The organism is Streptomyces sp. NPDC018833 (genome assembly GCF_044390825.1).
Taxonomy (GTDB): Bacteria; Actinomycetota; Actinomycetes; order Streptomycetales; family Streptomycetaceae; genus Streptomyces.
Genome location: NZ_JBIRZM010000001.1, coordinates 29,297 through 46,257 on the forward strand (window position 1 = coordinate 29,297; position 16,961 = coordinate 46,257).

General features: G+C 71.7%; 11 protein-coding genes. 5 read left to right on the plus strand and 6 right to left on the minus strand.

The window, feature by feature from the left end; all coding sequences use genetic code 11:
• Positions 1 to 423 precede the first annotated feature (423 nt).
• The 3 genes from ACH5AF_RS00110 to ACH5AF_RS00120 are packed head-to-tail and all read right to left on the minus strand — an operon-like array spanning position 424 to position 3,095.
• A complete protein-coding gene (locus ACH5AF_RS00110) occupies positions 424 to 1,356 on the minus strand; it encodes a serine/threonine-protein kinase (protein WP_398899002.1) in 933 nt (310 codons plus the stop codon).
• A 43-nt stretch (positions 1,357 to 1,399) separates the two neighbouring features.
• A complete protein-coding gene (locus tag ACH5AF_RS00115) occupies positions 1,400 to 2,179 on the minus strand; it encodes an ABC transporter ATP-binding protein (protein WP_398899004.1) in 780 nt (259 codons plus the stop codon).
• The gene (locus tag ACH5AF_RS00120) at positions 2,172 to 3,095 is read right to left on the minus strand and encodes an ABC transporter permease (protein WP_398899006.1); all 924 of its coding nucleotides are present in this window, start codon (positions 3,093 to 3,095) and stop codon (positions 2,172 to 2,174) included. The genes ACH5AF_RS00115 and ACH5AF_RS00120 overlap by 8 nt, the downstream gene beginning before the upstream one ends.
• Before the next feature lie 131 nt (positions 3,096 to 3,226).
• On the opposite strand from ACH5AF_RS00120, the gene ACH5AF_RS00125 reads away from it, so the two are divergent.
• From ACH5AF_RS00125 to ACH5AF_RS00145, 5 genes are all read left to right on the plus strand, one after another.
• Positions 3,227 to 3,832: a TetR/AcrR family transcriptional regulator gene (locus tag ACH5AF_RS00125; protein WP_398899008.1), complete on the plus strand. Its 606-nt coding sequence runs from the start codon at positions 3,227 to 3,229 to the stop codon at positions 3,830 to 3,832.
• Between the two features lie 309 nt (positions 3,833 to 4,141).
• Positions 4,142 to 7,567, plus strand: coding sequence for a CDP-glycerol glycerophosphotransferase family protein (locus ACH5AF_RS00130; protein WP_398899010.1), 3,426 nt, complete (start codon positions 4,142 to 4,144; stop codon positions 7,565 to 7,567).
• Positions 7,568 to 7,782: 215 nt separating this feature from the next.
• A complete protein-coding gene (locus ACH5AF_RS00135; RefSeq protein WP_398899012.1) occupies positions 7,783 to 9,021 on the plus strand; it encodes a glycosyltransferase 87 family protein in 1,239 nt (412 codons plus the stop codon).
• 28 nt (positions 9,022 to 9,049) lie between these two features.
• Positions 9,050 to 10,624 (plus strand): methyltransferase domain-containing protein, encoded by a 1,575-nt coding sequence (locus ACH5AF_RS00140; RefSeq protein WP_398899750.1) that lies wholly within the window; start codon positions 9,050 to 9,052, stop codon positions 10,622 to 10,624.
• Positions 10,625 to 10,661: 37 nt separating this feature from the next.
• Positions 10,662 to 11,033 (plus strand): hypothetical protein, encoded by a 372-nt coding sequence (locus ACH5AF_RS00145; RefSeq protein WP_398899013.1) that lies wholly within the window; start codon positions 10,662 to 10,664, stop codon positions 11,031 to 11,033.
• 200 nt (positions 11,034 to 11,233) lie between these two features.
• Here the strand turns inward: ACH5AF_RS00145 and ACH5AF_RS00150 are convergent, their stop codons facing one another.
• From ACH5AF_RS00150 to ACH5AF_RS00160, 3 genes are all read right to left on the minus strand, one after another.
• Positions 11,234 to 13,534 (minus strand): CDP-glycerol glycerophosphotransferase family protein, encoded by a 2,301-nt coding sequence (locus ACH5AF_RS00150; RefSeq protein WP_398899014.1) that lies wholly within the window; start codon positions 13,532 to 13,534, stop codon positions 11,234 to 11,236.
• Positions 13,535 to 13,597: 63 nt separating this feature from the next.
• Positions 13,598 to 15,856 (minus strand): CDP-glycerol glycerophosphotransferase family protein, encoded by a 2,259-nt coding sequence (locus tag ACH5AF_RS00155; RefSeq protein WP_398899015.1) that lies wholly within the window; start codon positions 15,854 to 15,856, stop codon positions 13,598 to 13,600.
• A 141-nt stretch (positions 15,857 to 15,997) separates the two neighbouring features.
• The gene (locus ACH5AF_RS00160; RefSeq protein ID WP_398899016.1) at positions 15,998 to 16,900 is read right to left on the minus strand and encodes a carbohydrate ABC transporter permease; all 903 of its coding nucleotides are present in this window, start codon (positions 16,898 to 16,900) and stop codon (positions 15,998 to 16,000) included.
• Positions 16,901 to 16,961: the final 61 nt, after the last annotated feature.

The window sequence follows — 16,961 nt, forward strand, 5'->3', positions numbered from 1 at the left end:
CTGATCAGTGTCTCCGACGGCACCCACGGGCCCGGTGACACCACCCCAGGTCATCCGATCGACAGGGTGCAACAGTCATGCCGGGCCCGGAGGCCAGCAGCCCTCTTGCAGGACCGCGCAAGAACGCAACGGGGGCTGACGCCCCGGGGCGACGGCTCGTGCCGGGAGCGTGTCAGTTCCTGGAGTGGTGGCTTGGTGGTCCGGCGTGCCTTGCCTGCTGAAGTGGCTGGGTGCCGTGTCCGCCGGAGCGGCGGCTTTGCGCCGCGGGGTGTGCTCCGGGCGGCGGCTTTGCGCCGCGGGGTGTGTTCCGGGCGGCGGCTTTGTGTCGCGGGGGCGTGGCCGGACTGACGCCAGGCGGCCGCGTGCCGTTCCCCGGCTGCTGCCGGGGCTTGAACGTGCCGGCAGCCGCCCGCCGTGGAGCCGTCACGGCCAGCGGGAAGCGCGCGGGTCCGGGAGGACGGAGGCTCGTTCCACCGACGTGACGGCCGTCGACACTGCCGGTGGGAGCCAGGTCGAGAGGTTGTGCTTCGGCGTGCACAGCGATGCCAGTTCGTTCGTCGACGGGCGGTCCTCCGGGCGGGGGGAGAGCGTCGCCGACAGGAGGCGGCGCAGGGGTTCGGGGTGAGCGCTCAGGTCGGGGGGTTCGTGGACCGTGCCCGCTATGCGGGTTGCGACGACCAGGCCGCCGCCCTCGCCGTACGGATGGCGTCCCGTCGCCGCCTCCGCGGCGATGAGGCCGAGCGTGAACACATCCGACGCGGGCGTGAGGTCGCGGCCCAGCGCGTGCTCGGGGGACATGTACTTCGGCGTACCGACCATCCGCCCCACCGTGGTCAGCGCCGACGTGCCGTCGGCGGCGCGCGCAATGCCGAAGTCGAGCAGCCAGGGCCCCTGTGCCGTCAGCAGCAGGTTGGCGGGCTTCACGTCCCGGTGGATCAACCCGGCCGCGTGCACCGCACTCAGCGCGTGCGCCGCGCAGGCCGTCAGTTGCAGGACGCAGGCGAGCGGCAGCGGGCCGAACTCGCGCAGCGCCTCGTCGAGCGGCAGCCCCGGCACGTAACGGGTGGCCAGCCACGGCCGTTCCGCCTCCGCGTCGTGGTCCACGACTGGCACCAGATGGCGGCCCTGCACCGTGCGCGCCGCCTGGACCTCACGGGCGAAACGGCGCCGGAACCTCTCGTTCTCCGCGTGTTCGCGGCGGATCAGCTTCAGCGCGACGGGCAGGGCGTCACCACGCGTGCGCGTCAGGAACACCGTGCCCATGCCGCCTTCGCCGATCCGCGCCCGCAGGGCGTACCCCGCGATCCGGCGCGGATCCTCGTCCCGCAACGGCTCCGGCCCCCGTGTGCCACCCATCCCGACCCCCTAGCCGACGGCAGGGGAGCCTACCCCGGTGGCGTCACTTCCTCCCGCCCGTGAACTCCTCGTACGCCGCCACGACTTCCTTCGCCGGCCCGTCCATCCGCAGGACGCCCGCCTCCAGCCAGATCGCGCGGTCGCAGGTCTCGGTGATCGTCGAGTTGCTGTGGCTGACCAGGAAGACCGTGCCCGCCTCCTCGCGCAGCTCGTCGATGCGCTGCCGGCTGCGGCGCCGGAAGCGGGCGTCGCCGGTGGACAGGGCCTCGTCGATCAGCAGCACGTCGTGGCTCTTGGCGGCGGCGATGGAGAAGCGCAGCCGGGCACCCATGCCGGAGGAGTACGTGCGCATCGGCAGCGAGATGAAGTCGCCCTTGTCGTTGATGCCGGAGAAGTCCACGATGTCGTCGTACCGTTCGCGGATCTGCTCGCGGGTCATGCCCATCGCGAGACCGCCGAGGACCACATTGCGCTCGCCGGTCAGGTCGGACATGAGGGCCGCGTTGACGCCGAGGAGGGACGGCTGGCCGTGGGTCCAGACCTTGCCCTCGGCGGTGGGCAGGAGACCGGCGATGGCCTTGAGCAGGGTGGACTTGCCTGAGCCGTTGGAGCCGATGAGGCCGATCGCCTCGCCCTTGTACGCGGCGAAGCTGACGCCCTTGACCGCGTGCACCTCGCGTACGCCGGGCGTGGCGCGCCGGGAGACGAGCCGGCTGAGGGCGGAGGTGGCGCTGCCCCGGCCGGTGCGGGCGCCGTTGACCTTGTAGGTGATGTGGACGCCGTCGACGACGACGGTGGGGACGGGCTCCTTGGGGTCAGCCACGGCCGTACTGCTCCTCTGCCTTCCAGAAGTACACGAAACCGCCGACGCCGAGGACCACGGCCCACAGCAGGGCGGCGGCCCACACGTGCGGGGGCAGCCGGTCGGCGGTGAAGGACTCGATGAACGCGAAGCGGACGAGGTCGATGTAGAGCGCGGCCGGGTTGTAGCGGATCACGGCGGCCACGAGGTGGGGCACCCGGTCGCTGCCGAGGACCTTGTCGATGGACCACATCACGCCGGACGCGTACATCCAGGTGCGCAGGACGAACGGCATGAGCTGCGCGACGTCGGGGGTGCGGGCGGCGATCCGGGCCATGGCCATCGACAGGCCGGTGTTGAACACGGCCTGGAGGACGAGAGCGGGGACCGCCAGCAGCCAGGAGGGCCCCGGGAACTCGCCGAAGCAGAACAGGATGGCGACGAGGGCGCCGAGCGAGAAGAGCAGCTGCTGGAGCTGCTGGAGGGCGAGCGCGATGGGCAGGGCGGCGCGGGGGAAGTGCAGTGCGCGGACGAGTCCGATGTTGCCGGAGATCGCGCGGGTGCCGGCCGTGATCGAGTTGGCTGTGAACGTCCAGATGAACACGCCCGTGACGAGGAACGGCACGAAGTCGGGCACGTCGTCGCCGGTGCCGAGCAGCTTGCCGAAGATCAGGTAGTAGACGGCTGCGTTGAGCAGGGGGGTCGCGAGCTGCCAGACCTGGCCGAGGCGGGCCTGGCTGTACTGGGCGGTGAGCTTGGCGGTGGCGAAGGCGGTGATGAAGTGCCGCCGGGACCAGAGTTGACGGACGTACGCGCCGAGGGCGGGGCGGGCGCCGCTGACCGTGAGGCCGTGGCGGGCGGCGAGCGCGGCCAGGTCAGTGGGCGGGGCGGCGGCAGGGGCGTCGGCGGGAGGCCGCGAGGCGGTGGCTGTGGTCACGCGGGGGTCGCTTTCGTGGTGACGGCGGAAAGCAGCTTCGACGGAACGGGACCGTATCGTCGCTACGGCGAGGGTAGGACGACCGCGCGTCGGAACGCAACCGTTTCGTCGTCACGGGTATGATTCCGCCCATGCCTACGGACTCCGGAACCCCGCGCCGCGCCCCCGCAGGAGCCGCCGTGCTCCGCGAGGACGTGACCGACGCGATCCGCAAGGCCGTCTTCGAGGAACTGGCGGCCGTCGGCTTCGCGCGCATGTCCATCGAAGGGATTGCCCGGCGGGCGGGCGTCGGCAAGACGGCGGTCTACCGGCGCTGGAAGTCGAAGCTGTCGCTCGTGCTGGACCTGGTCTCGGCCGTCGCGGTCCAGGGCATGCCTGCGCCGTCGACGGGATCGCTGCACGGGGACGTACGGGCGCTGCTGGAGGTCGCGGCGCACGCACTGCGCCACCCGGTGGCGTCGCAGGTGATCCCGGATCTGCTGGTGGAGTCGGCGCGCAACCCCGAGATCTCGGACGCGATCAAGGCGGCGCTGCTGGACAGCCAGCAAGGGGTGGCGGCCGTGGTCGTCCGCGAGGCGGTCGCCCGGGGAGAACTCCCGCGGGACACGGACCCCGACAGGGCGCTGGATCTGATCGTGGGGCCGCTGTACTGGCGGCTGGCGGTGGTACGGGGCGGGCTGCCGAAGGGATACCTGGACGGGCTGGCGCGAGCGGCGGTGGCGGCGCTCAAGTCCTGACACCGCGGCAGGTGCGCGCGGAGGTGCGTGGCGCGGGGCTGCGTGGTGCGTGGCGGTGCATGGTGCCCGCGGTGCGTGGCGCGGGGCTGCGTGGTGCGTGGCGGTGCATGGTGCCCGCGGTGCGTTGGGCGGGGTGCGTGGCAGTGCGCGGCGCGGGGGTACGCGGCGCGGAGACGCGTCCGCCGTCGGCGCGCGCCAACCTGTGCGCGCCCCCGAGATCACTCGTTCGGCCCATGGCGTGGTGACCCCCGGGCGGTGGGCCGGTTGTGCTCCGCAGCAACCATGCGCTCTTGAACGGACGTGCCCACCATGCCGATTCGGCTCAGCGTCGTCGTCCCCGTCCACAACGTGGAGGACTATCTCGAGGAGTGTCTGCGCTCCCTCGCCGAGCAGAGTCTGAGGGACATCGAGGTCGTCATGGTCGACGACGGCTCCACCGACGGCAGTGGTGGCATCGCCCGGCGCTTCGTCGCGGAAGATCAGCGCTTCACGCTGGTCTCGCAGGAGAACGCGGGCCTCGGGGCCGCGCGCAACGCCGGGACCAGGCGGGCGTCCGGCGAGTTCCTCGCGTTCGTCGACAGCGACGACGTCGTGCCCCGCGATGCGTACGAGAAGATGGTCGGCTCACTCGACGCCTCGGGGTCGGACTTCGCCACCGGCAACGTCCACCGGCTGCGGGCCGGCGGCCGGACGCAGCAGTCGCCCATGTTCCGCGAACCGATGGCCACGTCCCGTATCGCCACCCACGTCACCAGGCACTGGGCGCTGCTGTACGACCGCATCGCCTGCAACAAGGTCTTCCGCAGGGAGTTCTGGGACCGGCACTGCTTCGCCTTCCCCGAAGGCGTCCTCTTCGAGGACATCCCCGTCATCGTCCCCGCGCACGTCCTCGCCCGCTCCGTCGACGTCCTGCACGACACGGTCTACCTGTGGCGCGACCGCGACGGGTCGATCACCACCCGCAGGGCCCGGCCCGCGGCTGTGCGGGACCGGGTCGCCTCCGTCACCGCGGCGCGCGACCTCCTCGGCGGCGAGGCGCGGCAGCGCTACGAGTCGAGCGTGCTCGCCAGCGACCTGATGCTCTTCATGGAAGCCCTCCCCGACGGCGACGACGCGTACCACGACGCCTTCCTGCGGCACGCCGGGGAGTTCGTGAACGGCGTGCCGCGGCACGTCCTGGACGGGCTCGCGCTGCATCTGCGCGTCGCGTGGCAGCTCGTGCGCGAGCGGCGCCTCGCCGAGCTGCTGGCCTTCCTCGCCTTCCAGAAGAAGGAGGGCCGGGACGCGTTCCGCGTCCAGGGCCCGCGCGCACGCCGCGCCGTGTACCCGCCGCTCACCGCACCGCTCCCGCGCGGTGTCGACCGGCCCGCCCCCGCCGACCTACCGGTCGTGTCCGACCTCACCGAGGCGGTGTGGCGGGACGGAAAGCTGCACCTCAAGGGGTACGCGTACGTCCGCAACCACCCGGCCGGCGAGCAACGGCCACGTACGTTCGGCTGGTTGCGGTCCGGGCGCAGGCGCGTGATCCCGCTGCGACTGCGCCCCGCGGACGTGCCCGAGGCGAGCGCCGACTCGCGTCAGAGCCTGCACTCCTACGAACGGGCGGGGTTCGAGACCGTCGTCGACCCGGCGCGGCTGCGGACCGGCACGTGGAACCTCGAGGTCGGCATCCTCGCGGGCGGGATGTTCCGCCGCGGCCCCCTGCGCCTGCTCGGCAACCGGGCGGCCCCTGCCGTCCACGACGTGCGCGACGACCTGCGCATCGTGCCCCAACTGTCCGGAAACAAGCTGCGTCTGAAGGCGGAACGGGTCGCGGCCCGGCTCACCGCCCACCGGGCCACGGACGACGGCGTGCGGATCGAGGGGACCACGACCGGCCCGGCCCCGACGCTGCTGCGGCTGCACAACCGCCACACGCAGGAGCAGCGCGAAGTCCCCGTCGTGGCCGGGCCTTCGGGCGGATTCGCAGCCGACATCGTCCTCGGGAGCGGCCCAGCGGACGCGCCGCGCACCTCGGCCTGGACCGTCCGCCTCGTCCGCGCCGACGGCAGCCGCGTGCCCGTGGCCGTGTCCCGGACGACCGCTCCCGGGCGGTACCGGCTGGGCGGTCCGGCCCGTGAACTCGCCGTCACCCGGGGCGCCTCCGGCAACCTCGTACTCAACGACCAGATCCCGCAGCCCTTCGTCGACACCTTCGCGTGGGCGATCTCCGGCGAACTCGTCATCGAGGGCACCTTCCCCCAGCACGCCCTTCGCCGGCCCGAGCTGGTGCTCCAGCACAGCGGCTGCCAGGAGGAGGCCGTCTGTGCCCACGAGCTGCGCGACGGCCGCTTCCGTGCCGTGATCGCGCCCGCCGCGGTCGACGGGCCCGGCGGTGAACTGCCGCTCGCCGAGGGCCGGTGGTTCCTGTTCCTCCGCGAGCGCGGCGAGAACGACCCGGCGCGCTACACACCGTTGCGCCTCGCGCCCGCCGAGCACGCTGCCGTACCCGCCGTGGAGCACGTGAACGGACGCGATTTCGCGCTCGACCGCCGCTATCACGACCAGCTCCTCCTGGAGTCGGGTCCGGTCCTGGCCGCCCACGAGCGCGGCGGCGTGGCCGAGCGGCGCATGCGCGAGCACGCCGCCACCCTGCGCGTCGGTCCGCGCCGCGACACGGTGCTGTTCAGCAGCTTCGACGGACGCCAGTTCTCCGACTCGCCGCGCGCCGTCCATGAGGAACTGCTGCGCCGTGAGAGCCCGCTGGAGCCTGTGTGGGTCGTGCGCGACCAGCAGGCGAGGCTGCCCGCAGGGGTGCGGGCGATCCCGTACGGCGGCGCGGAGTGGCACGAGGCCCTGGCCACCGCCCGGGCGGTGGTGACCAATACTCAGCTGCCGGAGTGGTTCGAGCGCGGCACCGGCCAGTTCGTGGTGCAGACCTGGCACGGCACACCACTCAAGCGCATCGGCCGGGACCTGATGGGCACCTCCCAGGCCAACCGGCCCTACATCGAGTCCCTGCCCGCCCGTGCCGCGCAGTGGAGCGTGCTGGTCTCGCCCAACCGCTTCTCCACCCCGATCCTGCGCCGCGCCTTCGGATACGACGGCGAGGTCGTCGAGTGCGGGTATCCGCGCAACGCCCTGCTGTACGCCGGGGACCGGGCCAAGGTGGCCGCGAGCGTCCGCGAGCACCTCGGCATCCCGGAGGATCGGACCGTCGTGCTGTACGCCCCGACCTGGCGCGAGGACCGTCCGGGGGGCGGCGGCCGCTACGCCCTCGACCTCCGGCTCGACCTGGAGGCGGCACGCGCCGCCCTCGGCGACAGTCATGTGCTGCTCGTCCGCCGTCACTACCTGGTGAACGACCGGCTGCCCGGCACCGGCGGCTTCGCCCGTGACGTCTCGCGCTACCCCGATGTCGCCGAGCTGATGCTCGTCAGCGACGTGCTGGTCACGGACTACTCCTCGCTGATGTTCGACTTCGCGCACACCGGCCGCCCCATGCTGTTCCACACCTATGACCTGGAGCACTACCGGGACACCCTGCGCGGCTTCTGCTTCGACTTCGAGAAGCAGGCACCGGGACCGCTCGTCCCCGACGGCGCCGAGCTGATCGCGGCGCTGCGCGACCCCGCCGCGGCGACCGCCGGCCACGAGAAGGCGTACGCGGCCTTCCGCCAGGTGTTCTGCGATCTCGACGACGCGAACGCCGCCGTCACGGTCGCCGACCGCATCCTGGAGGAGGCCGGGGCCTGACCGTCGAGAGGACCAGGGTGCGGCGGTTCGAAAAGGTCGGTGGAAACCGGTGCCGGCATCGTTCGGTGCACCCCGGCATGGACCTTACGGGTGATTCGCGTGCCGGAACTTTGCCAAAGATCGCAGCGCAGTCAACTGTGCAGCGTTTAAGTGTGTTTATCGGTGCGAGCCGTCGACGTTGACGATTGCTACGTTCGGCGGCCATGGACCTGCGAATGCGAACGAAAACGGGAACGCTCGACGTACGCCGGGCGAGAGCCGTCGTCATCGCCGTGTCCGCACTCGCCTTCGTCGCCAAGATGATCTACGCCGCTCAGTCGCGCGGTCCCGCCGACGTCCGTATCTTCAACGCGTTCGCGCGCGCGATCGCCCAGGTCGGGCCCGTGCGTATCTACGAACACCCGATGCCGCGTCTGCCCGTCTACAACCATCCGCCGCTCGCGAGCTGGATGCTTCTCGGGCTCGACGAACTGGAGCGGCTGGGAATTCCGTTCGGCAGTCTGATCCGCGCGCCCGCCTGCCTCGCCGATTTCGTATCGGCCCTGCTCGTCTTCGAAATTCTCCGCCGCCGCAGGTCCACCGCAGCGGCCATGGCGTGCGCCCTCGTCTGCGCCCTGAGCCCCGTTCTCTTCACCACGTCCGGATATCACGGCAACACCGATTCGGTCGCCGTCATGTTCGCCGTCCTCGCCGCCTTTCTCCTCGTCGACCGCCGCGCCCCCCTCGCCGCCGGTGTCGCGGCGGCCGTGGCGGTGAGCATCAAGCTCATCCCCGTCGTGGCGATCCCCGCCCTGACCGTGACAGCGTTCCGGGCCGGGCGACCCGCTCTCGTACGCTTCGGTGCCGGCCTCGGGGCCGTACTGCTGGCGCTGTGGGGACCGGTGCTGATGACCGTGCCGGAGCCGCTGCGGGAGAAGGTCCTCGAATACGAGGGCGGCCGGGCCCGGCTGTGGGGCTTCGTACGGTTCGCGGACTGGATGGGCGCGTCCGACGAGTTCATCGCCGCGCTGCACAGCGACTTCCACCTCGTGTTCGTGCTGGTGTGCATGGCGGCAGGCGCCTGGGTCGCCTGGGTGCGTCCCACCGCTCCCGCGTACGCGGTCGCCCTGTCCCTCACGCTGCTGCTCCTGCTCAGTACCGGCTCGGCCGTCCAGTACCTCGCCTGGCCGGTCGTCGGCCTCTGCCTGTTCGGCCTCTGGGAGGGTGCCGCGTTCGGCGTCCTCATCGGCGTGGTCACCGTCCTTGTCTACTCCGGGGCCAGCGCCGTGCGCTGGAACGACTGGGCCCTGAACCTCGCCGCTCTCGGCTGGCTGCTGCTCGCCGCCGGGATCGTCACCGGTCTGCGCCGCACGCTCGCCGAGACGCCCCTGGCGTCCCCGGACCGCACGCTGCCCCTCGTGGGCCCCCGGGCGAGGACACCGGCCGCCCCCTCATCCCCTGTCAATCAACAGTGAACCCACGGAGAGGAGAGAAGCGCTGGTGATGGAGAGCACGCTGGAGAGCTCGCCGACCGTCCCCGTGGACGGCCCGCCGTCCGGCCCGGGGCCCCGGATCGGCGTCCTGGTGGTGGCGTACAACGCCGAGGCCACGCTGGAGAAGACGCTCGACCGCATCCCGAAGGACTTCCGGTCCCGCATCGCCGAGATCCTCATCCTCGACGACGCGAGCAGCGACGAGACGTTCACCGCGGGCTGCCGCTGGTCCCAGCTGGAGGGCATGCCGCCGACCGTCGTCATGCGGCACACCAAGAACCTCGGCTACGGAGGCAACCAGAAGGCGGGCTACGCCCTGGCCGCCGCGCGCGGACTCGACATCGTCGTCCTGCTGCACGGCGACGGCCAGTACGCCCCAGAACTGCTGCCCGAGATGATCGCCCCCATCGAGAGCGGCGAGTGCGAGGCCGTGTTCGGCTCCCGGATGATGGACCCGGGCAGCGCCCTGCGGGGCGGCATGCCGTTCTACAAGTGGCTCGGCAACCGTGTCCTCACCCGTTTCGAGAACGCGCTGCTGGGTTCCCGGCTCAGTGAGTTCCACTCCGGCTACCGCGCCTACAGCGTCGCCGCGCTGCGCCGGCTGCCCATCGACCGCAACACCGACGCCTTCGACTTCGACACGCAGATCATCGTCCAGATGATCGACGCGGGCATGCGGATCCGGGAGATCCCCATCCCCACGTACTACGGAGACGAGATCTGCTACGTCAACGGCATGCGCTACGCCAAGGACGTGGTCAAGGACGTCCTCGAATACCGGCTCGCGCTCAAGGGCTTCGGCACCTGCCCGTGGATCCCCAAGCCCGTCGAGTACGCCTTCAAGGAGGGCGACGGTTCCTCGCACGCGGCGATCCTGCGCCTCATGCGCACGATGCCGCCCGGCCGCGTCCTCGACGTCGGCTGTTCCGGCGGACTGTTCGCCGAGCGCCTCGAAGCGCTCGGCCACACCGTGACCGGACTCGACTTCGTCGAGGTGCCGGGAGTGCGGGAGCGCTGCACGCACTTCCTCCTCGCCGACCTGGAGGAGGGCATGCCCGCCGGCATCGCCGCCGACTACGACTACGTGGTCGCCGGAGACGTCATCGAGCACCTCTCCCGGCCCGAACGCGTCCTGTGCGAACTGCGGGACGTCCTGCGCCCCGGCGGGCATCTCCTTTTGTCCGTACCGAACTTCAGCCACTGGTACGCACGGCTGCGCGTCGCCTTCGGGGCCTTCGGCTACGACCGGCGCGGCATCCTCGACGAGACGCATCTGCGCTTCTTCACCCGCGCCAGCCTGCGCCGCACGGTGCGCGCGGCCGGCTACGACGAACTGCGGCTGACCGCCACGGGGGCGCCGTTCTGGTCCGTGCTCGGTGGGGGGCTCGTGGCCAGGACCCTGGGCCGGGCCTCCCGGCTGCTGACCCGTGTACGGCCGACGCTCTTCGGCTACCAGTACGTCGCAGTGCTCACGCCGCATGCGGCACAGACGATCATCGCCGGGGAGCACGTCGATGTCCAAGACATTCTCAACCGCCAGTACGTCCCCGCCGAGCCGGCCGGTCGCGTGGGTGCCGCGATCTGAGCCGGAGCCCGGGCCGCCGCGTCGCAGGAGGAAGATCTTGACGCTGTCCAGCCTGTTGCTGCTGCTTTTCGCGGTGTTCTCGTCGGCGGGCGGGCAGATCATGCTCAAGCACGGCATGCGCTCCGCCGCCGCGGCCGCCCAGCACGGCGGCGGCTCGCTGGTGATGCGGGCCGCCACGACCCCGTGGGTCGTCATCGGGCTGGTCGTCTTCGCTGTCTCGGCCGTGGCCTGGATGTCGACCCTGGCGCGGGTGCCGCTGAACATCGCGTACCCCTTCAACGCACTGGGGTATCTGCTGATCGTGCTCGCGAGCTCCACCGTGCTGCACGAGCGGACGTCGCTGTGGACGTGGGGCGGCTCGCTGATGGTGGTGGCCGGCCTGGTCACGGTGATGGCGGGACAGAGCTGACCGGCTGCGGGAGCGGTGGGCGGCGCGGCTCCGGCCGAGGCCCGGAGCCGTGCCGCTGCCGGTCTCAGGCGAGCGGCCGGGGCGCCTGCACTGCCGTGCCCCTGTCGGTCTCAGGCGAGCGGCCGGGGCGCCTGCACTGCCGTGCCCCTGTCGGTCTCAGGCGAGCGGCCGGGGCGCCTGCACCGCCGTGCCCCTGCCGGTCACAGGCGAGCGACCGAGGCGCCTGCACCGCCGTGCCCGCCGCTTCCTGCGTCTCCTGCATCTCCTGCCTGGGGCTCCTCCTTCTGCTGCGCCGCCTGGCGGGGCAGCGCCACCGCGCCGCCCCGCTCCTCCGGCGCCGCCACCGGCAGCAGCTCGCGCTCACCCAGCAGCACATGCCGCACCACGCGCTCGGCCGCCCGGCCGTCGTCGAACGGGCAGAACCGGGCCCGGAAGGCGGCGCGCAGTCCGGCGTTCGCCGCGCTGTTCCAGGTGCCGTCGGTGAGGACTTGGATCAGCTCGTCGGTGCTGCGGGTCACCGCGCCGGGGGTGTCCCCCGGCTCCCCGGACAGCAGGTCGAAGCAGACGCCCCGCACCGCGCGGTAGACCTCCCAGTCGGGGGCGTGGATCACGATGGGCCGGTCCAGGTTGGCGTAGTCGAACATCACGGAGGAGTAGTCCGTGACCAGGGCGTCCGCCGCCAGGCACAGCTCCTCGGTGCTCGGATGGCCGGAGACGTCCACGATGCCCGGCTGCGTGCCGAGGCCGCTGCCGTCGTGGAAGTAGTGGGCCCGGATCAGCAGCACGGTGTCCCCGCCCAGCTCCCGCGCGAGCCGGGCGAGGTCGAGCCGACAGGTGTAGCCGCGCTCGTGGTCGCGGAACGTCGGGGCGTAGAGCACGGCGCGCTGCTCCGGGCGGATGCCCAGCGAGGCACGGGCGGCGGCGACCTGCTCGGGCGTGGCGTTCACCAGGACGTCGTTGCGGGGATAGCCGGTCTCCAGGTGGCGCACCGCGCTCGGATAGGCGCTCGTCCACGCCTCGGTGGAGTGCGGATTGGACGAGAGGCTGACGTCCCAGCGGTCCACCCGGTGCAGCAGGTCCTTGAAGTTGAGGCCCTGGGCGGCCGCCGGGTAGGGGTACTGGCCCATGCCCATCACCTTCAGCGGTGTGCCGTGATGGGTCATCACATGGACCTGACCGCGGCGCTTGACGACCTGGTTGGGGAAGTTGACGTTGCTGATGAAGTACGTGGCACGGGCCATCACCGTCCAGTAGCGGCGTGAGCCCGGCACGACGTGGTCCACGCCGGGCGGGAGGGAGGCGGCCGCCTTGTGCGACACCACCCACACCCCGCGTACGCCGGGCGCCAGTTCGGCGGCCTTGTGATAGATCGCTGCCGGATTGCAGCTCATGCCGCGGTTCCAGTACGCGCTGTACACGGCGAGCCTGCGGTCCAGCGGACGCAGCCGGTGCAGCCGGTACAGCACGGGGAGTACCCTGCGCGCCAGCCCGGCCCGCGCCCCGGCCGCCGCCTCCAGCAGCCTGCGCCGCACCGCAAGCGCCGCGTCGAAGCCGCGCAGTGCGGCCGGCCGGCCGCGGCCGAGAAGCCGCAGCCGCAGCGCGGCGATGCCGGCGGGCGGACGGTGCCCGCGCGGCCGGTACTCCCGGTGGAAGGCGGCCACGGCCCGCACATAGGCCCGCCGGCCGCGCGAGACCTCCGCGTACGTCTCCAGCAGCTGCTGCGAGGCCAGCTCGAACAGCGGGGAGTGTACGGCGTCGAAACGCCCCGCCCCCTGGAGAGTGCCGAACAGCTCGCTGAACTGCTCGACGACGTCGTGCGGCCGGACCGTGTCCTCGGGGTCGTCGAGCCCGGGCAGGAAGCGCTGCTGACGGTGCTCGACGCAGGGGACGGGCAGCGCCGCGATCGTCTCCGCCGTCACGAGCATGCCGAGCGCGTACATCCGGTCCCCGTACACCCCAGGGGCGAAGGGCACCTGGCCACTCTCGTGGAAGTCGCGGCGGACCGCGCGGTTCCAGCACACGGCCGCGACCCCGAGCAGCTCCGGACGCTCCGCGAGCGTGCACAGGTCCGTGCCGCCCAGCGCCGTCAGCAGTCGCAGTGAACGGCTCTCCTGCGGCAGGCCCCGGAACGGCCTGCGGACATGCCCGAACAGCAGCACATCCGGGTCCTTCGCCGCATCCAGCCGGTCCGCGATCCGCTGCAGCGCACCGGGCAGCAGGACATGGGAGCCCTCCAGGAACAGCAGGTAGTCGCCCGTCGCACGCTCGGCGCCCGCAGTGCGGCGGCCGTCCGAGCCCGCCGGTTCGGCGAGGTGCACGGCGCGGACGCGGGAATCACGTGCGGCGATCTCGTCGAGCAACTGCCCCGAGCCGTCCGGCGATCCGTCGGCGACCCCGATGATCTCGATATCGGCGAACGACTGGGCCAGCACCGATTCCAGGCACGCGCGCAGACTTCCGCGCACGCGACGGACAGGGACGACAATGCTCAGGCGGGGCATGGACACTCTTTCTCGTACATGGACAGGTGCACGGGGCGCCGGCCCGCCGGGCCGGCACCCCGGTCAGAGGGGACGGACGGAGAGCGGGTCGTCGACGGGGCGTCGCGCGATGGGGAGCTGCGGTACGGGCCCGGCCGCGGGGACCGGAGTCCGCTCGGCCGGCGGGACGAAGGCGGGCAGCCCGCCGGTCTCGTTCAGGAAGACCCGCCGTACGATCCGCTCCGCCGCATGTCCGTCGTCGTACGGGCAGAACCGTTCCCGGAACGCGGCCCGCAGCTGCGCCGAGCGCGAGCCGCGCCACTGGCCCTTGGTGAAGATGCCGATCAATTCGTCCTCCGTGCGGGCCACCGCGCCGGGCGGGCATGTGCGCACGTCGAAGTAGGTGCCGCGGGCCGCCTGGTACGCCTCCCAGTCGGACGTGTGCAGCACGATCGGGCGGTCCAGGCCCGCGTAGTCGAACATCAGGGACGAGTAGTCGGTGACCAGAGCGTCCGAGGCGAGTGCGAGGGACTCGACGCTCGGATGCGCGGAGACGTCGACGACCCGGTGAGCCGCGCCGAAGGCGCCGGCGTCGGCGAAGTAGTGCGCGCGGGCGAGCACGACGAAGCGGTCGCCGAGCGCGGCCGCGAACCGCGCCAGGTCCAGGGACGGATGCTGGGCGCGGCGGTAGTCGCGATGGGTCGGGGCGTACAGGATCGCGGTGGTGCCCTCCGGCACACCGAGCGAGGCGCGCAGCCGCGCCACGTCGGCGGGCTTGGCGTGGTGGAAGACGTCGTTGCGGGGATAGCCGTATTCGAGGACGGTGCAGACCGAGGGGTAGGCGCGCTCCCAGACGAGCGTCGAATGCCGGTTGGCGGACAGCGAGTAGTCCCATTTGTCGGCGTTCGCGAGCAGTTGCTCGAAGTCCATGTCACGGGCCGCGGCCGGGTGTTCCTGAAGATCGATGCCCATGGTCTTCAGCGGGGTGCCGTGATGGGTCTGGAGCATGATCTGGGCGGGGCGCTTGACCATCCGACGGTCGAAGTTCACGTTGTTGACGAGGTACTTGGCGCGCGCGAGCGCCGACCAGTGTGCGAACGAGCCGGGGCGCAGCCACCGGGTCTGCGCCGGCAGCGTGTGCCGGTGGGCCTGGTCCGCGATCCAGGCGGTGCGCATGTGCGGGGCGAGTTCGCGGACCTTCGCCTCGATCGCGGCCGGATTGCACGCGTAGCCGCGGTTCCAGTACGCGGAGAACACAGCCAGGTCCCGGCGCACGGGCAGCCGCAGCTGGATGCGGTAGTGCAGCCGCACCGCGGCGGTGTGCAGCACGCGTTGGCCCGCCCCCGCCGCGCCACGGGCCCGCGCGCGCAGCAGGTCCGTCGTCCACAGCAGCCGGTAGGTCCGGTGGCAGCCGTACCGCATCAGCACATGCCGCAGTCGCCCGCGCAGGGAGGGACGCACTCCCGGCGCACGGTAGCGGGCGCAGTGCGCACGGGCGCGGCGGAAGAACTCGGCGTGGCTGCCACGGGGGAGCCGGCCGCGGGTGGTCGCCAGCGTCGAGAAGTGGTCGACCATGCGGCAGAAGAGGACCGGCCGCCAGCGTGCGAGTTCGGGCCGTGCGTCGAGGAACGCGAAGACGCGGTCGTACTGGTCGAAGATGTCGAAGTGCCTCCGGCTCGTGGTGGCGAGGATGTTGCCGCCCTGCCTGCGCTGGCGGTAGTGCACGCACACCCGGTCCAGCGCGGCGATCGTGGACGCCGTGAGCAGCGCCGGATACGTCCACGGGGTGTCCTCGTAGTAGCCCGGCGGAAAGGCGAGGCCCTCGCGCTCGACGAACTCGCGCTTGTACGCCTTGTTCCAGACCACCATCAGCAGTTTCAGCAGCCCGGGCCGGTCCGCCAGGCGGAACGTCGGGGGGCCCTGCTCGGTCAGCAGCCCGGCGCCCTTGTTGCGACGGCTCTCGCCCGTCCAGTAGGTGCGGGCGTAGTCGTAGACCAGGAGGTCGGGCTCGTCCGTGTGCTCGAGGCGGTCGGCGATCGCCTGGAGCGCGCCGGGCACGAGGGTGTCGTCGCTGTCGAGGAAGACGATGTACTCGCCGGCGGCGCGGGCGAGTCCGGCATTGCGTGCCTGGCCCAGGCCCACGTTCCGCGGCAGGTGCACGGCCCGCACGCGCGGATCGCGCGCCGCGACCTCGTCGATGATCGCACCGCAGGCGTCGGGGGAGCAGTCGTCGACGGCGATCAGCTCGAAGTCGCCGAAGCTTTGAGCCAGCACCGAATCCAGGCATTCATGCAGGTAGGCCTGGACCTTGAACGCGGGCACGATGACGCTGAACCGGGGCACGGCACATCCATGGGTCGGCGCGGACAGATGGCCCGAGAACGGCCAATGGGGTGACTTGGTTACGCCGCACGTGGCATACGGGGGACGAACGCGTGAGGCGGCCCGGTCACGGGAACCGGGCCGCCTCACGCGTCCGTACGGTCACTTGACGGCGCCTGCCATGACGCCGGAGACGAACTGCCGCTGGAAGGCGAAGAACACGATCAGCGGGATGATCATCGACACGAACGCGCCGGGCGCGAGCACGTCGATGTTGTTGCCGAACTGCCGTACCTGGCGCTGGAGTGCGACCGTGATCGGCGCGGACTCGGAGTCCGCGAAGATCAGCGCGACCAGCATGTCGTTCCACACCCACAGGAACTGGAAAATGCCCAGCGAGGCGATCGCCGGTCCGCCCAGCGGCATCACGACGCGGGTGAACAGACGGATCTCGCCCGCCCCGTCGAGCCGGGCCGCCTCCAGCAGCTCCCTGGGGATCTCCGCGAAGAAGTTGCGCAGCAGGAAGATCGCGAAGGGCAGCCCGAAGGCGACGTGAAACAGGATCACGCCGATCGTCGTCTCGAAGATGCCGATCAGGCCGAACAGTTCGGACACCGGGACGAGCGCGACCTGCACGGGGACGACGAGGAGGCCGACGACGACCATGAACCACCAGTCGCGGCCCGGGAACTCCATCCACGCGAAGGCGTACCCGGCGAGCGCGCCGATCACCACGACGAGCACGGTGGCCGGAACGGTGATCAGGACGGTGGACAGGAGGGAGTCGGTGATCGCCTCGTTCTGGAGGAGGCGGGAGTAGTTCTCGGTGGTGAGTTCGGCGGGTGCGGTCAGGACCTCCCACCAGCCGCTCTCGGCGATGTCACCGGGGCCGCGGAGGGAGGAGAGCAGCAGACCGACGGTCGGCATCAGCCAGAAGAGGGCGGCGAGAACGAGGAAGACGCGCAGCACGCCGCCGCCGGTGCGGGCGGCGACGCGGGCGGCGAGGGACTGCTTCGCCTTGACGGGCACGGTGCTGGTGCCGGTCGTGCTGCTCACGGTGCTCATCGTGCCGCCTCCTTCCGCATCCGCCTGATGCTGCTGTGTCGGCCCGGGGGGCGATCCCACG